15 protein-coding genes and 2 pseudogenes are annotated in these 17,932 nt (G+C 56.4%); 4 read left to right on the plus strand and 13 right to left on the minus strand.

Annotated features, from left to right (window positions below):
• Positions 1-4: 4 nt before the first annotated feature.
• The 10 genes from QP503_RS07540 to QP503_RS07585 form a co-directional block, all read right to left on the minus strand.
• On the minus strand, positions 5-781 hold the full coding sequence (locus QP503_RS07540; RefSeq protein WP_285101480.1) for a 16S rRNA (uracil(1498)-N(3))-methyltransferase: 777 nt from the start codon (positions 779-781) through the stop codon (positions 5-7).
• Entirely contained in the window at positions 778-1,896 is a 1,119-nt protein-coding gene (gene dnaJ, locus QP503_RS07545; RefSeq protein WP_103631943.1) for a molecular chaperone DnaJ, read from the minus strand. The genes QP503_RS07540 and dnaJ overlap by 4 nt, the downstream gene beginning before the upstream one ends.
• Before the next feature lie 67 nt (positions 1,897-1,963).
• On the minus strand, positions 1,964-2,986 hold the full coding sequence (gene hrcA / locus QP503_RS07550; protein ID WP_103631944.1) for a heat-inducible transcriptional repressor HrcA: 1,023 nt from the start codon (positions 2,984-2,986) through the stop codon (positions 1,964-1,966).
• A 275-nt stretch (positions 2,987-3,261) separates the two neighbouring features.
• Positions 3,262-4,200 carry a DUF3097 family protein gene (locus QP503_RS07555; protein ID WP_103631945.1) on the minus strand — a complete coding sequence of 313 codons (939 nt, stop codon included), beginning with the start codon at positions 4,198-4,200 and terminating at the stop codon, positions 3,262-3,264.
• 278 nt (positions 4,201-4,478) lie between these two features.
• Complete coding sequence (locus QP503_RS07560; protein WP_181002089.1) at positions 4,479-6,437, minus strand: OPT family oligopeptide transporter; 1,959 nt, start codon at positions 6,435-6,437, stop codon at positions 4,479-4,481.
• Positions 6,438-6,677: 240 nt separating this feature from the next.
• Positions 6,678-7,103: a cupin domain-containing protein gene (locus tag QP503_RS07565; protein ID WP_006681285.1), complete on the minus strand. Its 426-nt coding sequence runs from the start codon at positions 7,101-7,103 to the stop codon at positions 6,678-6,680.
• 104 nt (positions 7,104-7,207) lie between these two features.
• Positions 7,208-8,461 carry a radical SAM family heme chaperone HemW gene (gene hemW / locus QP503_RS07570; protein WP_285101483.1) on the minus strand — a complete coding sequence of 418 codons (1,254 nt, stop codon included), beginning with the start codon at positions 8,459-8,461 and terminating at the stop codon, positions 7,208-7,210.
• Between the two features lie 11 nt (positions 8,462-8,472).
• Complete coding sequence (trmB, locus tag QP503_RS07575; RefSeq protein WP_006681287.1) at positions 8,473-9,327, minus strand: tRNA (guanosine(46)-N7)-methyltransferase TrmB; 855 nt, start codon at positions 9,325-9,327, stop codon at positions 8,473-8,475.
• Entirely contained in the window at positions 9,324-11,180 is a 1,857-nt protein-coding gene (gene lepA / locus QP503_RS07580) for a translation elongation factor 4 (protein ID WP_285101485.1), read from the minus strand. The genes trmB and lepA overlap by 4 nt, the downstream gene beginning before the upstream one ends.
• Before the next feature lie 118 nt (positions 11,181-11,298).
• On the minus strand, positions 11,299-12,321 hold the full coding sequence (locus QP503_RS07585) for a tetratricopeptide repeat-containing protein (protein ID WP_285101487.1): 1,023 nt from the start codon (positions 12,319-12,321) through the stop codon (positions 11,299-11,301).
• 141 nt (positions 12,322-12,462) lie between these two features.
• Between QP503_RS07585 and QP503_RS07590 the strand changes: the two are divergent.
• A pseudogene (locus tag QP503_RS07590) lies at positions 12,463-12,657 on the plus strand (type II toxin-antitoxin system PemK/MazF family toxin); the annotation flags it as partial.
• 208 nt (positions 12,658-12,865) lie between these two features.
• Positions 12,866-13,129: a 30S ribosomal protein S20 gene (gene rpsT / locus QP503_RS07595; RefSeq protein WP_006681291.1), complete on the plus strand. Its 264-nt coding sequence runs from the start codon at positions 12,866-12,868 to the stop codon at positions 13,127-13,129.
• Positions 13,130-13,256: 127 nt separating this feature from the next.
• On the opposite strand, the gene holA is transcribed toward rpsT, so the two are convergent.
• Genes holA through QP503_RS07610 form a run of 3 tightly spaced genes read right to left on the minus strand, consistent with a single transcriptional unit; the run spans position 13,257 to position 16,585 of the window.
• Positions 13,257-14,243 carry a DNA polymerase III subunit delta gene (gene holA / locus QP503_RS07600; protein WP_006681292.1) on the minus strand — a complete coding sequence of 329 codons (987 nt, stop codon included), beginning with the start codon at positions 14,241-14,243 and terminating at the stop codon, positions 13,257-13,259.
• Between the two features lie 3 nt (positions 14,244-14,246).
• A complete protein-coding gene (locus QP503_RS07605) occupies positions 14,247-15,842 on the minus strand; it encodes a ComEC/Rec2 family competence protein (protein WP_285084363.1) in 1,596 nt (531 codons plus the stop codon).
• Positions 15,839-16,585, minus strand: a complete 747-nt coding sequence (locus QP503_RS07610) for a helix-hairpin-helix domain-containing protein (protein WP_219585226.1) — start codon at positions 16,583-16,585, stop codon at positions 15,839-15,841. The genes QP503_RS07605 and QP503_RS07610 overlap by 4 nt, the downstream gene beginning before the upstream one ends.
• Before the next feature lie 137 nt (positions 16,586-16,722).
• Between QP503_RS07610 and QP503_RS07615 the strand changes: the two are divergent.
• Both QP503_RS07615 and proC read left to right on the plus strand, forming a co-directional pair.
• Positions 16,723-16,886 (plus strand): annotated as a pseudogene (locus QP503_RS07615) (helicase HerA-like domain-containing protein); the annotation flags it as partial.
• Positions 16,887-17,039: 153 nt separating this feature from the next.
• On the plus strand, positions 17,040-17,849 hold the full coding sequence (proC, locus tag QP503_RS07620) for a pyrroline-5-carboxylate reductase (RefSeq protein WP_285068051.1): 810 nt from the start codon (positions 17,040-17,042) through the stop codon (positions 17,847-17,849).
• The last annotated feature ends 83 nt before the right edge of the window (positions 17,850-17,932 follow it).

Here is a 17,932-nt window from a genome sequence, read left to right on the forward strand (position 1 = left end):
CGAGTTACAGGCGTCCAAGCGTCGCGCTTAAGAGTGTCGCTCCCACGGCTCCAGCCGTCGACGAGCGAAGAACATTCGCGCCAAGACCAACCAAAGACGCCCCAGCGTCTTGAAGCCAGTTCACTTCTTCGCTCTTCATTCCGCCTTCTGGGCCAACCACCAGCGTCAAACTTGACGCTGTGGTGAATGACGTGGGATCACTGGCAATGATTGAGCTCAGCGATTCGGTTGCTTCCTCGTGGCAAATTAAAACTTTGCCCCCGGCTTCTGTATTTGCCTCAACCCATGTGGCGAGCGCTTTTGAGTTGACAACGTCGCCGACGCTGGGGATCCACGCTCGCCGCGCCTGCTTAGCGGCCGCACGAACGACGGATTCCCACTTCGCTTTACCTTTTGAGGCTTTTGAACCGTTCCACCGGACAACCGAATACTCAGATTGCCAGGGAATCACTTGATCAATCCCGATTTCGGTGCAGGCTTCAATTGCCTGTTCATCTCGTCCAGCCTTTGCAAGCCCCTGAACAAGAATCAGTTGGGGCGTCGCCTGAGGTTCGATCACACGCTGATCGACACGAAGATCAAGACCTTTCTTCGAGGTGGAGAGAACCTCGCACGTGAGCCTCGTTCCGTGGCCATCTATCAGGTCGATCCACTCACCTACTCCGATGCGCCGAACGATGGCCGCGTGATGGCCTTCAGTTCCTTCAAGCGAGACTGTATCGCCTGCATCCAACTCGCAGGGGACGAGGTCGCCCTCGTAAATGAAAACGGGACGTGTCATTGGCCGGTGAACGCTTCGCGGATCTTGTCGAACATTGACGAGGGACGACGGTCAGGTTCGATACGCGTCTCTTTGCGAAGATTCGCAAGCTGCTCAAGAAGGTCACGCGAACGATCATCAAGCTTCTTCGGGATCTCAACATTCACGTGGACGTGCAAGTCACCGCGACCAGAACGCTGCAAACGACTGACGCCCAAGTTCTTCAGTTCAATATCAGCATTCGGCTGAGTACCAGCCGGGATCTCGACGTGTTGCGCACCGTCGAACGTATCGAGGTCAAACTTCGTGCCCAAGGCCGCCGTTGTCATCGGGATCGTGATCCACGTGTGCAAGTCATCGCCTTGGCGGACGAAAACATCATCCGCTTTCTCGTTGATCTCAAGATAGAGATCACCATTCGGACCGCCACCGGGGCCAACTTCAGCCTCGGAACCAACCCTGATACGAGTTCCTTCGTCTACACCGGCGGGAATATCAACCGTAATCGTACGACGCGAACGAACACGCCCCTGACCGGCACATTCATGGCAGGGCGATGCAATAATCGTGCCATACCCCTGACAGGTCGGACAGGCTCCACGCGACTGCATACGACCAAACATCGTGTTCTGGACGCGCGTCACCGAGCCCGTTCCATTACACGTCCCGCACCGTGTGGGCTCAGTATCCGGAGCACACATCGAACCATGGCACGAATCGCACAGAATATATGTTCCGTATGAAACTTCCTTCTTCGCGCCGAAAACAGCGTCCTTCAAGGAAATCTCCACGCCGATCAGCTGGTCGGAACCACGACGAACGCGAGGCGCAGGCCCGGAAGCTTGACCGGAGAAACCAGAGAACATCACATCAAAGATGTCAGATAACCCGCCACCAGCACCACCAAATGGTGAACCGCCACCACGCAAGGCATCCGGCCCTCCAAGGTCATACATTTGACGCTTCTGGGGATCTAAGAGCGTTTCGTAGGCGACAGAAAGCTCTTTGAAAGCCTCTTCTGACTCGGGTCCAGCGTAGTCAGGGTGTAGCAGACGTGCTTTCTTACGATACGCCTTCTTAATCTCGTCGACAGTCGCATCCTTTGATACGCCAAGGACCTCGTAGTAGTCGTTCACTCGTCTTCGTTCCTTATGTTCTTTCGTGTGATCACCGCATCGGCGGTGAAAGCTCATGGGAGGTGATCTAGCGATTCAAGTACCGCGAAAGATAGGCAGCAACAGCCCTGACCGAAGCCATCGTTCGCGCATAATCCATGCGAGTCGGGCCAACAATACCAAGGTGAGCACGCGTATCACCACTACGTGGAGGCGCATGGTACGTGGAAGCCACAACCGATGCTTCAGCAAGCGCGTCATGTTCATTTTCCGCACCGATCGAAACATGAACATCATCATCAAGCTGCAGTTCAGAGAACAGGCGCATCAATACCACCTGCTCTTCCAAAGCGTCTAAGACCGGCGCAATATCATGGAAGTCAACCGCTCCCCTAGCAAGATTCGACATACCAGCCATGACGATCTTCGATTCACCACTGGGGCGAAGGAGACGCGCGATGCTCTGGGCAAGAGCATCTGCCACATCATGCAAACGCATTTCAAGAAGCGCCTTCAGGGCCTCGACGCTACCGAGAATCTGATCGGGGCCCAGAGCTGAAAAAACAGCGTTGAGCTTCTCGCGAAGAACCGCAATATCTCCGCTAGTCAACTGCGTACGAAGCTCAATAGTGTCCTGAGAAACGCGTCCGGAATCGGTCACGACAATGACCAGCACGTTGGTCGCAGCAAGATCAACGATCTCTACCCGCTTCAACGTCTGCAACGCCAACGTCGGATACTCAACAACAGCCACCTGATGCGTTACTTGCGCCAGCAGACGCACGGTCCGGACAACCACATCGTCCAGGTTCGAAGAGTCCTCAAGGAAATGCTCAACAGCACTGCGCTCCGGGTCACTCATCGGTTTCAACGCGGACAGGGAATCAACAAAAAGTCGGTAGCCCTTATCCGTGGGAACACGACCAGCACTGGTATGAGGCTGATAGATCAAACCGGCTTCTTCCAACAGAGCCATGTCATTACGAATCGTCGCAGAAGAAACACCTAAATCGTGCGACTGAGCAATCACCTTCGAACCCACGGGTTCACGGGTGTGCACGTATTCAGTGACGATCGCTCGAAGAACGCCGAGCCGACGATCGTCGTTCATGTGTCCTCCGTTCCAAGCGAAAACTGACGCGGAGTACCACACGCCATCGAAGCCGTGATGTGAAGGATCGGTTTCGACACGAATCTGGCACTCGCTCTATCTGAGTGCCAATTCTACTCCCTGCCCATCAAAGCACCCAGCCGAAGTAACGAGCACAACGTTGGCACTACCTCTTCACAACGGGCACTACTCACGCAAAGTCTTTGCTGACGGTCCCGGCCTCGTCACTACGAAACAATGAACGGCGGTGGAAATATCCCCCAACTGCGCAGACGCTAACGAGTACCGGGTTCAGTGACAAAATCAATCAGCTCTTCAACGCGCCCCAACAGAGCCGGCTCAACGTCCTTATAATTGCGGACCTGGGCGAGAATTCGCTTCCACCCCATCGCAATATCCGCTTGATTTGCATGCGACCAGCCCAGCGCATCGAGAGTGCCATGCTTAATATCCGTACCTCTCGGAATATCCGGCCAGCGAGTCAGCCCCAGGCGAGCAGGTTTCACAGCCTGCCAAATATCCACAAACGGGTGACCAACAACCAGCACACCGCTAGACCAACGCGACTGAACACGCTGGGCAATCCGCGACTCTTTCGACCCCTCCACAAGGTGATCGACCAGAATACCGGCGCGAACTTCATCAGACGGTCCGAAGACTTCCAGGATCTCTTCAAGATGATCCACGCCCTCAAGCAACTGGACGACTACTCCCGCTTCTGCCAGATCATCGCCCCACACGTGTTGGACGAGCTCCGCATCGTGGCGACCCTCAACCCAGATCCGCGACTGCTTCGCTATCTTCGGGCCCCCCTTCGGCCCAGCAATCGAACCCGAGTTCGTCACCGCACGCCCACCATGGGTAGTCAGCTGAGGCTTGAGTGTGGGCACATCAGATTCTTGTCGACGAGGTGGCGCAAGCATAACGGGACGGCCCTCCAGCCAGAAACCGCCACCGAGCGGGAAGGAACGGACAGAGCCTCGCCGATCTTCTAATTCAACGACGTGCATGCCACCCGATTTTTCAACGCGAATAACAGCACCCACCCAGCCTGTTGCCACGTCCTCTAACACCATGCCCAGTTCAACCGGGATTTCCTGCGAACGCGGGCGAAGCGCATGTGGCCCCTCACGGTGCGGGTCGGAGCTCAAAATATCCGTGCCATACGGGTCGAACGAAGTCGAATATGGGTCGAAGCGGTTTTCTTGGGACATCACTCGACCACACTAAGCAAGATTGCGAGGCAGTGCCTGCCCGAAACGCCGCCGTTGATGACCAGACGGACACGTACGCGACTGTCCCCCCTCCGCTGATCGCCCCTACCAGTTCGGTTATACGAGGCGACAGAATCGGGCTCCCCGCCAAGAAAACGGCGCCTTACACGACACACCCCACCACAGCGCCCCGCCCGAAACGCAGGTGCCCGGCACCCCTAATGGGGCACCGGGCACCTCAGTGCACAATCGCACCAGAACGCGTGAGTTCGCGTTGATCAGTTCAGCGTGTCCTTGCGGGTCTTGGAGTACAAGAAGCCGATCACACCAGCGAAAACGACCAAGCCGAGCCACTGAGCAACTCCCGCGAACGAGTCAGGCATGAACGCAAGTGGTGCGTCCTTACCGGAGAAGCCGACGATACCGGCGTAAACGACGCCCCAGAGGGACTCACCGACGATCAAACCGGTGGCAACCAGGGTACCCATGCGCCTTGCCTTCTCGGGATCCTTCTGCTTAACGGCCCACTTGTCGTGGATCATGCCGAGTAGCGCACCGATCGGGATAGTCAGGGTGATCGAGACCGGCAGGTACATGCCCATGCCGACAGCCAGACCGGGGAGCGACATCTTCTTAGTGGTCTTCTTCAGGACCTCGTCAATGATGATGATGACGATGCCGATCAGTGCGCCGATGCCCAACAGATTCCAGTTCAAGTCTCCGCCGAAGACGCCCTTGATCAAATCAGAGATCAGAGAGGCCTGCGGAGCTGCAAGAGCGTTTTCGCCAGCGCCCGGAGCTCCCTGGAAACCGAAAGCGTTTCCCATCAGGTTCAGAACCGGCGGAATGATGATCGCGCCGAAGAGAACGCCGATGACCAGAGCAACCTGCTGTTTCCACGGGGTTGCACCCACCAGCTGACCGGTCTTCAGATCCTGCAAGTTGTCGTTCGAAATCGTGGAGATACCGAAAACAACGGCTGCAGTGAACAACGTGTAGGCAACCAGGGCGGACAGTTCATCACCGGATGCGGTGCCGTGAATAGCCTTCACAACCAGGGCAGCTGCGATAGCGACGATGATGCCGACACCGGAAATCGGCGAGTTGGAGGCACCAATCAGACCCGCCATGTAACCGCAGACGGATGCAACAGCAAGCCCCGTGATCAGGATAAACAGGATCGAAATGATGATCAGGCCCAACGAGTTGTGTGCAATGGCGGTGTCTTTTAAGAACAGCCAGAGCAAAACACCGATCGGGAGCATCACCGCAAGGGTCACGCCGATAACGATCTTGCCGGACAGGTCCTGCTCGGTCAGCGGGACAGTTTCACCCGACTCGCGCTTCGCGGTCGATGCAAGCGAATCCTTAATACCGATGACGATGGGGCCGATCAGCTTGATCAGCGTCCACACTGCTGCAACAGCAATCGCGCCGGCGCCGATCAACCGAACTTCAGAACGGAAGACGGTACCAACCGTGTCAGCCAGAGCCGAGGGATCAACAATTCCCCAGGTCCGCCACGGTAGCAAGACGATGTACGAAATCGCCAGGCCGACGATCATTGCGATACCCACACCAATGCCAACCAGGTGGCCAACACCGATCAGGGCCAGCGAGAACGAAGCCGAAGCCATGGTGCCACCCGCTCCGAACTTGAAAGCGGTGCCGATTTCGGTCCCGAGAACCTTCATCGAACCGAGGATGGCAAAACCAGCTGATGACAGACCGCCCCAGATAATGGCGAGCAAACCACGCTTGGATTCTTCGGCACCTTCGTTGGTGTCGCCAACCTTCAGGACCTCGGCAGCTGCGACGCCTTCGGGGTACGGGAGATCAGAGTGCGTGACCAGTGCGCGACGTAGCGGGATCGAATACATAACGCCGAGAATGCCACCGAGAGCGATGACGAAGACCGACTGCCAGTATGGGAAACCCTGCCACCAACCGACCATGACTAGGCCAGGGAGAACGAAGATGATCGCGGACAGTGTGCCTGCCGCGGACGCGATCGTTTGAACGATGTTGTTTTCTTGGACCGTATGGTCTTTGAAGTAACGCAGAATTGCCATCGAAATGACGGCCGCGGGGATGGAGGTTGCGAAGGTCAGGCCCGCCTTCAGGCCGAGGTACACGTTCGCTGCGGTGAAGATGATGGTGATGATGCCACCGATAATGACGCCTCGCAGGGTCAGTTCCTTCACCGACGTCCCCGTCGATTGTGTTGTCTGGGACATATAACCGGACTCTCTACTTAATAGACTGTGCCGATGGGAGTTTACCACCGCACTATTTCTCAGCAAATTCGGCAAAAGTTTGTCATTGTTGCAGTTCACGTACATGCTCAGCCTCTCGTTTCGCCGACGAGGCACCGCGATGGGACTACAGGCTGGATTTGAATGGAAACAAAAAGCGGGTGATACCGGATCGCTCCGGTATCACCCGCCCCTTGAAAGACTCAGTGCCTTCTATGAAACTCAGTGTTCGCCATGCTCCAAGGCTTCGGCTTCCATGGCTTCTTCGTAGGTCACGTGGATGGTGCCATGTGCGTGCTCCGGCGGAGCGTAGATCGAGTAGACGCGAAGGGGCTCATCACCGATTGCGGTGACGTTGTGCCAAGAGCCAGCCGGAACGAAAATGGCATCATCGTCTGAGGCTTCGGCCTCGAAGGACAGATTATCCTTGGTCGGCCCCATCTGCACCAGGCCTCGCCCACCTTCGATGCGGAGGAACTGGTCGTGGTCTTCGTGAATTTCCAGGCCGATGTCGTGTCCGGGCTGGATGCACATGACGGTGAGCTGCAGGTTCTTACCAGTCCACAGGGTGGTGCGGTAGTTGGTGTTTTCCATCGTCGCATCTTCGATGTTGACGACGTACGGGTTGGGTCCCATGTCTTGGCTCATTGTGCCCTCCTACTTGACGGATCATCTGCGGCCAGTAATGACCGCGCTCCCTTTCAAGAATAGAGGCACCCCCGTAGGGGTGCAGTGGCAACGAGAGATGAAGGTTAGAATCCCATGAGTTCGCGGGTCACATAATCGGCAAGAAGTCGCCCTTTCAGGGTCAGAACGACCCGCCCTTTCAGCGCATGTACTCCGTCGATCAGCTGGTCTGCGATCAAGCCTGGCAACGCGTGGATATTGATGACATCCGAGACGCGTATGCCTTCGGAGGTGCGCACGGCGAGCATGATTTTCTCCAGTGCTCGAGCATCGGATTCAAGTATTTCGCCCGCGAGCGCCGGAGAAACTCCCGCTTGCACGCGCCCCGCGTAGGCGGTCGGGTGTTTGACGTTCCACCAGCGGTAACGTCCCACGTGCGAGTGCGCGCCGGGCCCTAGCCCCCACCAGTCCCAGTCACGCCAATAGGCCAGGTTATGTCGACTTGCGTGGCGCAGTTCGGTCGGTTCCACGCCAGCTTCGTTTACGTCCGGGCGCGCAAAATTCGAGATTTCGTACCATTTGAAGCCCGCGTCAGTAAGGACCTGGTCAGCGAGTTCGTACTTGGTTGCTTCGTCGTCCGGGTCCGGCATGGGCAACTCACCGCGAGCGACCTGCGCACCCATTTTTGTGCCCTCTTCGATCACCAGCGCATACGCACTAATGTGATCCGTTTCCAGGGCGACCGCAGCATCCAACGACCGATGCCAATCATCGATGCTCTCCCCCGGCGCCCCATAGATCAGGTCGACGGACACGTCCAAGCCAGCATCGCGCGCGGCTTGGACGACAGAGGGGACTTTCTGGGGATTGTGCGTGCGGTCCAACGTTGCAAGCACCTGAGGTACTGCTGACTGCATTCCGAAAGAAACCCGAGTGACACCCGCCTCTTTTAGCTTGAGCAGCCCCTTGGCGTCGATTGAATCGGGATTCGCTTCAATCGTGAGCTCGGCTTGGTGTGCGATCCCAAAATGATTTCGCAGGCTATCGAGGATGCGTGCCAGTTCGTCGGTGTCAAGAAGAGTGGGCGTTCCACCACCGATGAAGACAGTTTCGGCTGGTCGCGGTTCAAATCCGGCATTCACGAGGCCGCGCCTACCGAATTGTGCTTCGGCTTCAATTGAGCGCGCGTATGAGCCCGGCTCTGCCCCCACGCCGAACCCTGTTGTGTACGTGTTGAAGTCGCAGTATCCGCATCGAACCGTGCAGAATGGCACATGCACGTAGAGCGAAAGCGGACGCCCTTGGTCGACTTCAGCTAATGCTGGCTCAAGATGGCCATCTTTTGGCCATTCAATTCCATCGGGTTGGACCGGAGGCAACAGCCAGCTCCTTATTCCGCCTGATCGGAAGTATTTTCACCCTGGGTCGTACGCGCATTCGTGGTTTCACGAGGCAAACGAACTCCGACAACGTCGTGGGCAACGCGACCTTCGTTAAGGCCTCGGGTTTCGAAGTGCGTGACAATGCGACCTGCAAAGCGAGGGGCAAAACCACCGCGAGTCGGTTGTTCATCGGCTTCGTCGGGGCGCTCGCCTTCGTAGGGATTAGCCAGCAACGGGCATCCCTCTACTACGTCGCGCATCTGCCAGGCGTAGTCGTCCCAATCGGTTGCAAGTCGCCAGATACCGCCGTCAGCGAGGATTCGGGCAACCTCGAGCGCAAACTTGGGGGACACAAGACGACGCTTATGGTGACGCGACTTCCTCCACGGATCGGGGAAGAATGTCCACACCTCGTCTGCGACTGAGTCAGCGAAAACAATCGGGAACGCCTGCTGAGCATCGGCTTCGATCACACGAATATTCGTTGCTCCAGCTTCAACGGCTTTGGAGATCAGCTTCGCAATACCGGGCACCCACACTTCAAACGCCAAGTAATCACGTTCGGGGTGTGTGCGAGCCGCTTCAACGATCTGTTCACCCGTGCCCGATCCGATTTCAACGGTCAGAGGGGCCTTGCGAGCGAAAAGTTGAACCGGATCCAAGCGAAAAGTATCGGCGACAGTCGTATGGCCGATCCCCCGCTCAGGTTCGATCACATACTTCGACGCGTGAGCATCCCAGGTTCGCTGGAGATTCAGCGGGAGCTCACGACTACGACGTGTAAACGACTTGGTCCGCGCGAAGAAGACTTCCCCTTCGGGAGCCTCTCCTGGGCGATAGCTGGGGCGATCCGCCACAATCACTTCTTTCCGGTCGGAACATCCGATGTCAGAGCTGCGATGAAGGCTTCCTGTGGCACGTCCACGCGACCGATGGACTTCATGCGCTTCTTGCCTTCCTTCTGCTTTTCGAGCAGCTTGCGCTTACGCGTAATGTCACCGCCGTAGCATTTAGCCAGCATGTCCTTACGCAGTGCCTTGATCGTTTCGCGAGCGATAACGCGTGCACCTACTGCCGCTTGAACAGGGATTTCGAACTGCTGGCGGGGGATCAGCTCCTTCAGACGCTTCGTCATCCGCTGACCGTACGCATATGCGGCATCGCGGTGAACAATCGCGCTGAACGCGTCAACGCGGTCACCGTTGAGCAAAATATCGACCTTCACCAGATCGGCACTCTGCTCGCCCTTCTCCTGGTAATCGAGCGAGGCGTATCCGCGAGTGCGCGACTTCAACTGATCGAAGAAGTCGAACACGATTTCTGCCAGAGGCAAGGTGTAGTGGAGCTCGACGCGGTCTTCGGACAGGTACTCCATGCCCTTCATGGTTCCGCGACGATCCTGGCAGAGTTCCATGATCGTGCCGGTGAAATCAGTCGGCGTCAGGATTGTTGCTTCAACAAGAGGCTCGCGAACCTCAGAGATCTTCCCTTCGGGGAACATCGCCGGGTTTTCAACGATGATCTCGCTCCCGTCTTCTGCAACGACCGTGTAGACAACGTTCGGCGCTGTTGCGATCAAGTCGAGTCCGAATTCGCGTTCCAATCGCTCCCGGATGATTTCGAGGTGCAACAGTCCCAAGAAGCCACAACGGAACCCAAAGCCGAGGGCTGCCGACGATTCAGGTTCGAAGGTGAGCGCTGCGTCATTGAGTTGAAGACGTTCAAGGGCATCTCGCAGATCAGGGAAGTCCGAACCGTCAACCGGGTAGATACCGGAGAAGACCATCGGACGTGGATCCTTGTATCCGGACAGCGGTTCCTCAGCGCCTCGAACGTTCAATGTCACCGTGTCACCGACGCGCGACTGACGCACGTCTTTCACGCCCGTGATGAGGTAGCCTACTTCGCCGGCGGCAATACCTTCGCTGGGCATCGGTTCTGGCGAAATCACACCGATTTCAAGCAGTTCGTGGGTCGCGCCGGTCGACATCATCTTGACGCGCTGGCGCGTGGACAGGGCACCATCAACGACACGAACATAGGTCACCACACCGCGGTAGGTGTCGTAGACGGAGTCGAAAATCATGGCTCGGGTTGCACCGTCTGGATCGCCATTCGGAGCGGGAACGACTTCGACGATACGATCCAGCAACTCGGCAACGCCTTCACCGGTCTTACCCGACACTTTCAGGACCTCGGATTCATCGCAACCAATCAGCTGAGCAACCTCGGCAGCATACTTTTCAGGCTGAGCACCGGGCAGATCGATCTTGTTCAAAACGGGAATGATCGCAAGATCGTTTTCCAGAGCGAGGTAAAGATTCGCCAGAGTCTGTGCTTCAATACCCTGCGCAGCATCAATCAGAAGAACCGCGCCTTCACACGCTGCAAGCGATCGAGAGACCTCGTAGGTGAAGTCAACATGACCGGGCGTATCGATCATATTGAGCGCGTACGCCTGGCCATCTCGTGTCCACGGCATACGAACAGCCTGAGACTTAATGGTGATGCCACGCTCACGCTCAATATCCATACGATCGAGGTACTGAGCGCGCATATCACGCTGCTCAACAATGCCGGTCAACTGCAACATGCGGTCAGCAAGCGTGGATTTACCGTGGTCAATGTGCGCGATGATGCAGAAGTTTCGCAGGCGTGACTGCTCGGTGTGAGCAGGACGAATCGTTTCCACTTGTGCGGGCGTAGGGATTGGCACGGTACCTCCAATAGATATTCCCCTTTATCGTCCCATTAACGCGCCCCCAAGTGCCAACTATGAGCGCGCGACCTCGCGCACATCACGTTCTTCCGTGTAAAAGAACTGTGTCGCATCCCTACTCTTCACCTTCCATGACAACGATCTGACGATAGCTTTCACTAATCTGGCGGAAGGTTTCGATCTCTTCTCCTTCCAATTCTTCTGGCGGATCATTGACGAGCTTCTCTGTAAGTTCGATAACCGCCTGCGAATCATCCATATCGATCGACGCAGCAAGAAGAACACAATGAATCTCAAGTGTCAGCGGATTATGTGCTCCAAGAACCTCTACGCAGTCGGCGAACGTCTGTTTCCACTCTTTCATCGCCTGTTTTCTGCGTCCAAGCAAGAATTTTGTTCGAGCAATTTCCCCGCGCAGGCGAAGAGTTCTTCCGTCTTGAAGTCCCCACTTCTTCTTTGAGATCCCATGCAGGCTTCGATAAATTTTTAGTGCAGAGTCGTACTTATCAGCCAGCACCAAGGCTTCAGCCAAGTTGTCTTGCGCACTCATCGCCAGCGAGTCGTCTTCGGATAACCTCGTGCCCATATCGCGCACAACGCGCCGATAAATTGAAACGGCCTTTGTAAAGTCACCCCTAGCTTTAGCGGGCATCGCGGAATTTGTTCGCGCCGCCCACGCGAGCTCGCTGTGGTTCCCCATGACATGCTCAACATCGCGAATCAGAATCCGGTAGTTCTTATCGATATTGTGGTATTTTCCCAGCGTCGCCTGCCAGTAAAGCTCAGAATTACGGGCAACCAACACATCCTCATCCAACGGTCCCAGGTTGTCCATTCCGATCTCGGTGGCGATACGTGCCACGCGAAGACAGTCGCTTGCTTGGTCATTGAGCGCATACCAATCAACAAGTGCGCGAGCAATCGTCAACCGCTCGTGCACATCAACTGATTCGTCCTTGATCAGCTCCTCAATCTTTGCGATTACCTCGCCCGAGTCTGATTGGAGAGCCTCTTCCATACGCTCGCGCACACGCATGTGCGAAAAACCCGTGCCACTCCCGCCCCAGTCAGGGGCATGCGAATCGGCGGGATTCCCTGCCTCGTCGATAGGGGTGGCAGACGTGCACTGAAGTGCCATGATCGCGTTCCTCCTTGTACGCATTGGTCACTGGTGCACCCACTATCTGCCTTCGATGAAAAGTGCGCCATCTTCCCAGTGGCAAATTGTGGATAACTCAGGGGGTGTGCACTGTGTGGATAACTTCGCGCCCGCCATCACGCGGCACAGGAAGCACCTAACGGCAGGTACTGGCTGGATATCGGATCGGGCGCATGGGACACATCAGGTCGCCCATCCGAGGTTCGCTTGGACCGAGCTCTTGTCGTGAGCCCCAGCGCTATCAGGCGTGAGGGCGCCACTGTGCCTCGCGACACGTGGGAAATGATGCTTCAAGCGCTCAAGAAGCACCCATAAGCGCGTTTAGTGAGCGCATTCACGCCCACTTTCCGCTAAGAAAATAGCGTTCGACGTATCGCGCTGGTAACGTTGTTAGTCGGACTCCCGGCCTGGTCGGGCAGGGGGTCTGGTCCGAGCCGTTTGCGGATGTCCCCACGTCCCAGTCCCGGTTCTGACACAGCCCTCACCGACCCTGTAATCACTTCAAGCAAGGAGTTTTCCGACTGTGGCGAATATTAAGTCTCAGATCAAGCGGATCCGCACCAACGAGAAGCGTCGTCTTCGTAACCAGTCTGTGAAGTCCGAGCTCAAGACGCTCGTTCGCAAGACCCGCGAAGCTGTTGAAGCAGGAGACAAAGAGCTCGCAATCGAGTCCCTCAAGACTGCTTCCCGCAAGCTGGATAAAGCCGTTTCCAAGGGCGTTATCCACAAGAACCAGGCCGCTAACCGCAAGTCCAAGCTTGCAAAGCGAGTTTCTTCGCTCGGCTGATCGCTCATTCTTCACCTTTGGGGTCGCATCCACGTGAGATGCGACCCCAAAGTGTTTGTGTACGGCGTGTTCATCAGGCAACGGACGGACGTGTTGGGTAACCCGTTCGCCCCGCGAACTTGAGCGTTTAACGCCTTCGACGCAACCGACAGATCGTCGTAATGGCCTTTTCAACTGCGTAGCGCGGGTCTCGGGACAAGCCTTTTGTTTCACTGTCTGCACGTCCAAGCGCTTGGATAGCATCTGCGAGCGAACGATCGTTCCACCCCCGCAACTGGCTACGCACGATATCCACCTGCCACTGTTGCATTCCCACGTTGACTCCGCGTCCGCTTGATGAGGCAGATACTTTCACCATCTGTCGGATCTTGATTGCCAGGGCAGCGACAAGCTGTTGAGGTTCAACACCCGTAGCGAACGCGTGCCGTACAAGGGTGAGGGCTCGCGCTGTTTCACCAGCGATGGCTGCATCGGCTACTTCGAATCTGCTTGCTTCAATGCGTCCCGCGTGATAACGATGCACGTCCTCTAGCGTGATTGTGCCGTCGCAATCAGAGAGAAGCTGGGCAACTGCGGCCGCCATTTCGCGCAGGTCGGAGCCAAGCGCGTCAACGATCGCTTGCATCGCATCACGATCCATCTGACGGTGAGCACGGCGAACATCAGAGCGGATCAGCTCAAGCTTATCCCGGTCAGATTTAATGATTTCTGCTGAGATAACGGGGAATTTAGCTTTTGCGATAGCGTCGGTGACCTTTTTTCCCTTCGCGTTTCCGCCGGGGTGAACCAGAAGAAGCCACACATCGAAGGCAGGGGCCGCAATATAGGTCAAGAGGTCGTTGGCAAGAGCGTCGCTCATCGTTTCAAGGTCACGAATGATCACCAGTCGGCTTTCACCAAACAGTGACGGCGAGGTAATCATGTCCAGTTGACCCGTCTGATAGGTGGCAGCGTTCAGGTCTGTGCGTTCAAGGTTTGGATCTACAGAACGCGCCTGCGAGCGCAGAGAATCAAGAGCGCGATCGATCAGCAGCCCTTCTTTGCCCTTAATCAAGACAATAGGAGCCAGTTCAATAGCAACCGGAGCTGGCGGTTTACTTCCCCGACTAGCCATTGATTACCTCTCTTTCTTCGCACGCCCTATAAGTCTGACACGTTCCATGTACACATGCGTTTGCACTCGACGTAGTAGGGGGATGACGAGCGCACGCTTCCAGTAGAGCACCAGTGCCGCGCTCACAATGCTAGCGACGATCACGTCACGCGACGAAAGCTGATGACTAGCCCCTGGAAGGTGTGCAAAGAAGAAAGCAACGTTCGTAATCCACCGCGTGAAGAACGCTGATCCTTGCGCGCACGCGTGAGCGAGCCAAGGAGAGACTCCAAGCAGGCATGTTGCCGCGATCGCCAGCAATGTCGCCGGCGCAACCGCTACCGAGGCCATAACATTCGCAGGTATGCCGTATACCGGGACGCGTGGGTTGGCAAGAAGCAGGATGGGGAAAGTCATCGCATAGCAACTGACTGGGATTGCCAAGTAGTCAATCGCGACGCCAATTGTTTTGCCGATGAGTGTGTCCGAACGGATTTTTCTGCGCCGATAATCGAGGATGTGCCGAGCGATCACAACCATTCCAAAGGTCGCCGCTACGGAGAGTGAAAAACCGAAGTTACTTGCGACCCACGGGTTGAACAGGATTGATCCGATGGTGACTGCGCTTAACGTCGTCACCCCCTGTTTTCCCCTACCGCTAGCCTCTGCCCCAATCCCCAACGCCGAGGTGAGTACCGCTCGCATTACTGCAGGCGTTGCCCCAACTATTGCAACCACAATGGTCAGAACTACTACGATTCCGAACAGACGAAAACGTGTGCGGCCTCGTAGGACGAGGGCGGCAACTCCCATGATGATCGCCAAGTGCGAGCCGGAGACTGCAGTTAAATGCAATAGTGAGGTCCGGCGAAAAGCTTCCTTCAGTTCTTTCGTCATTGCAGAGTCATTACCGATTGCCATTCCCGGAACCAAAGCTTGCGCTTGAGGTTCCAAGTCAGCAACCAGATCGACGAGGCCGGTGCGAATTCTTCGCACCGTAGCTCGCCACCCTTGTGGCCTAGCAACACATTTCAGTTTCGAGGTGTGAATGATTCCTGCCCAAGGAAGATGCGCGCTGAACTCAGTGTCGATCACTCCCCTGGTTTCAACTGTGTCCCCACGATAGAGAGTGGGCCAGTGGCTTCCTGTTAGTCGCACTTTAATAGGGCGAGTTGGTCGCATCCCTTGTGTGCCCGCGCCTGTCACGCGAAGGGAAACGATCTGCGAATCTGACGAGAACTTCCCTGAGACTTCAGATGGATCATCTTCTAGCTCGCCACGTATCGTGATCAGCGATCCGGTTTGAGCCGCTTGAAAGACCTCGGTGCGCCGTGCACTGTTGTGAGCGACCGCCCCCACACACACGGCCACAACAGTGGCAAAACAGACCAGTGCTAGCAGGGCTCGCAGGGAACCAAATGGGATCAGGGTGTGACGCCCTTGGCGTGGATGAACCGCATTCAACGATGCCAGCATCCACACGCACCCCAGGCTTGTAGCACCAGCAACAGCAGCTATGGCCGTGTTGCTGTCCGTTTTCGTTCCGAAGAGGGCACCGCACCAGACTGCCACCGCCACGGGGGCAAGACGCCAATCATGCATTGCCGGTGGCGGTTTCATTGACACGCCCGAGAACGGATCTTCTCTAGTAGTGCTGGTCCTATCCCCGGCACCGCATCAACGTCATCCACCGATTGGAACGGACCGGATTGGTCTCGGAACTCTTTGATTCGCCGGGCAAGTGCCGGACCAACGCCATCTAACTGCTCGAGAGCACCAACATCGGCCGTATTCAGGTCAATACATGAGCTCCCAGTTGTTGATGCGGTCGGTGACGAGGAATCAGAAGGGGTGTGTGCGACCTCGCCCACCCGAGGAATCACAATATGTTCCCCGTCCACTAGTGGGCGCGCTAGATTTACTTGTTCAACATCGGCATCTTCTGCCACTCCGCCCGCTTCTTCGAGTGCGTCAGCGACCCGTTTGCCCATTTCTAGGGTCAATAGGGACGGGGAATTGACCGCTCCCGTCACATAAACGGTGACCTGTTCTCTGTTCTGTTGAGGTGCCGGAAGCGACGTGGGTTGGCTGGCGGATGACGCTACCCGAATCGACTGCCCAGACTCAGTGCTGGCGTAGTCTTCACTGTCATTCATCTGTTTCGCCGACGATGCCGTGGTTGTTTTCCACACACCGATCCCCGCAACAAGAAGAACAACGACTCCCAGTAGCACCATCGATTGAACCGACGGGAGCAGACGCACCTTCCACTCGGGACGCGGCTCATCGAGCGGATCCTCATCTTCAGGCTCAAACACTGCCTCGGTCAGACGAGCGACATTCAGACGATTCGTGACATTCATGCGCACACACTAAGAAGCAACACCTCCTCGCGCACCTACGCAATAAGAAAACTGTGGATAACTCATCCGGCTATCAACAGGTTGGCTTGAGTCACGCCACCCGGCCTCGTCCCCCTTGAGGATGAAAGGTAGAACGTCGAGTTCAGACATTCCCCGAAACGCCTTTGGCGTTGAACGAGGTTCTGACGCATCGTGGTACCGGACAAGCATGTGTCACGGTTCTCAATGAATCAGGTCGCCCAACTCCGGTTGCGCCGACGTCCATGTGGGCACCGCTTGGGTCATGGGACCGGCAAGCGCTGACTTTTGAGAAGGACTCCAAATCAGACAGGCGCGCACACTACGGCCTATCCCAAGTAGGCTAAGGGTGTAAGGAACACAGCAGTGGCGAGCATCTCGCTTCATCCACTGCGGGATGCTTCTTCATCAAGCAGAGCCTGAAAGAGGAATCGACATGCGCATCGGATTTATTGGAGCCGGTTCAATGGTCGCCGCAATTGCACGTGGTGCGGTTGCGGCCGGAATGAACGGAGCTGATTTCCTTTTCACTGACGCGAATGGTGTCCATGCTCCGGCGCTTGCCCGCGAAGTTGGTGGGCAGGTTGCTTCATCCAATGGGTCGCTCGCTCATCAGGTTGACCTGCTTGTCCTTGGGGTGAAACCTCATATTCAGTCTGAAGTGATCGAACAGATCGCTCATATCGTTCGCGAGCGTCCAGATATGGCCGTTGTTTCTTTGGCTGCCGGTCGCACCCTTGATTCGATGCTCCACGATTTCGGCGCAGCGGTTCCCTTGATCCGCGTGATGCCGAATGTCAACGCACAGGTTGGCCAGTCAATGAGCGCAATCTGCTCTCAGGATGCAACCGAGGCTCAGCTTGGAGCAACCGAACGCCTGCTCGGCGCTGTCGGGCGTACCGTGCGAATCAGCGAGAAAGAATTCCCTGCGTTCATGGCGTTGGCAAGTTGCTCGCCCGCGTGGGTTTTCCAGATTATTGAGACGCTTGCCCGAGCCGGCGTGAAACATGGGCTGACGAAGTCTTCTGCCACCTTGATTGCCGCCCAGGCTGTTGCTGGCTCAGCGGACCTGCTTCTTGCAAGCCAAGAACGCGGTGTGAATGCTGCCCAGCTTATTGATTCGGTCTGCTCGCCCAATGGCACCACGATTGCCGGTCTGCTGGCCGCTGAAAACGCCGGTCTGTCCCCCGCACTTGTGACAGCTGTCGACGCTGCTATTGCACGCGATCAGGAAGTGTCTTCCTGATCTTTGTCTATCCGGCGCGTCATCGCTCCCAGTTGCGCGAACCCGACCAAGAAAACCCCATCTCACAATGAATGCTGTTGTCC

The sequence above is a fragment of the Pauljensenia sp. UMB0895 genome (genome assembly GCF_030218905.1).
Taxonomy (GTDB): domain Bacteria; phylum Actinomycetota; class Actinomycetes; order Actinomycetales; family Actinomycetaceae; genus Pauljensenia; species Pauljensenia turicensis_A.

Coding starts and splice junctions, on each gene's coding strand:
- QP503_RS07610 (WP_219585226.1), bottom strand. CDS start 16,585: ATGAATGTCACGAATCGTCTGAATGTCGCTCGTCTGACCGAGGCAGTG.
- QP503_RS07560 (WP_181002089.1), bottom strand. CDS start 6,437: ATGTCCCAGACAACACAATCGACGGGGACGTCGGTGAAGGAACTGACC.
- hrcA (WP_103631944.1), bottom strand. CDS start 2,986: ATGAACGACGATCGTCGGCTCGGCGTTCTTCGAGCGATCGTCACTGAA.
- QP503_RS07540 (WP_285101480.1), bottom strand. CDS start 781: ATGACACGTCCCGTTTTCATTTACGAGGGCGACCTCGTCCCCTGCGAG.
- QP503_RS07555 (WP_103631945.1), bottom strand. CDS start 4,200: ATGTCCCAAGAAAACCGCTTCGACCCATATTCGACTTCGTTCGACCCG.
- QP503_RS07585 (WP_285101487.1), bottom strand. CDS start 12,321: ATGGCACTTCAGTGCACGTCTGCCACCCCTATCGACGAGGCAGGGAAT.
- holA (WP_006681292.1), bottom strand. CDS start 14,243: ATGGCTAGTCGGGGAAGTAAACCGCCAGCTCCGGTTGCTATTGAACTG.
- proC (WP_285068051.1), top strand. CDS start 17,040: ATGCGCATCGGATTTATTGGAGCCGGTTCAATGGTCGCCGCAATTGCA.
- QP503_RS07605 (WP_285084363.1), bottom strand. CDS start 15,842: ATGAAACCGCCACCGGCAATGCATGATTGGCGTCTTGCCCCCGTGGCG.
- QP503_RS07565 (WP_006681285.1), bottom strand. CDS start 7,103: ATGAGCCAAGACATGGGACCCAACCCGTACGTCGTCAACATCGAAGAT.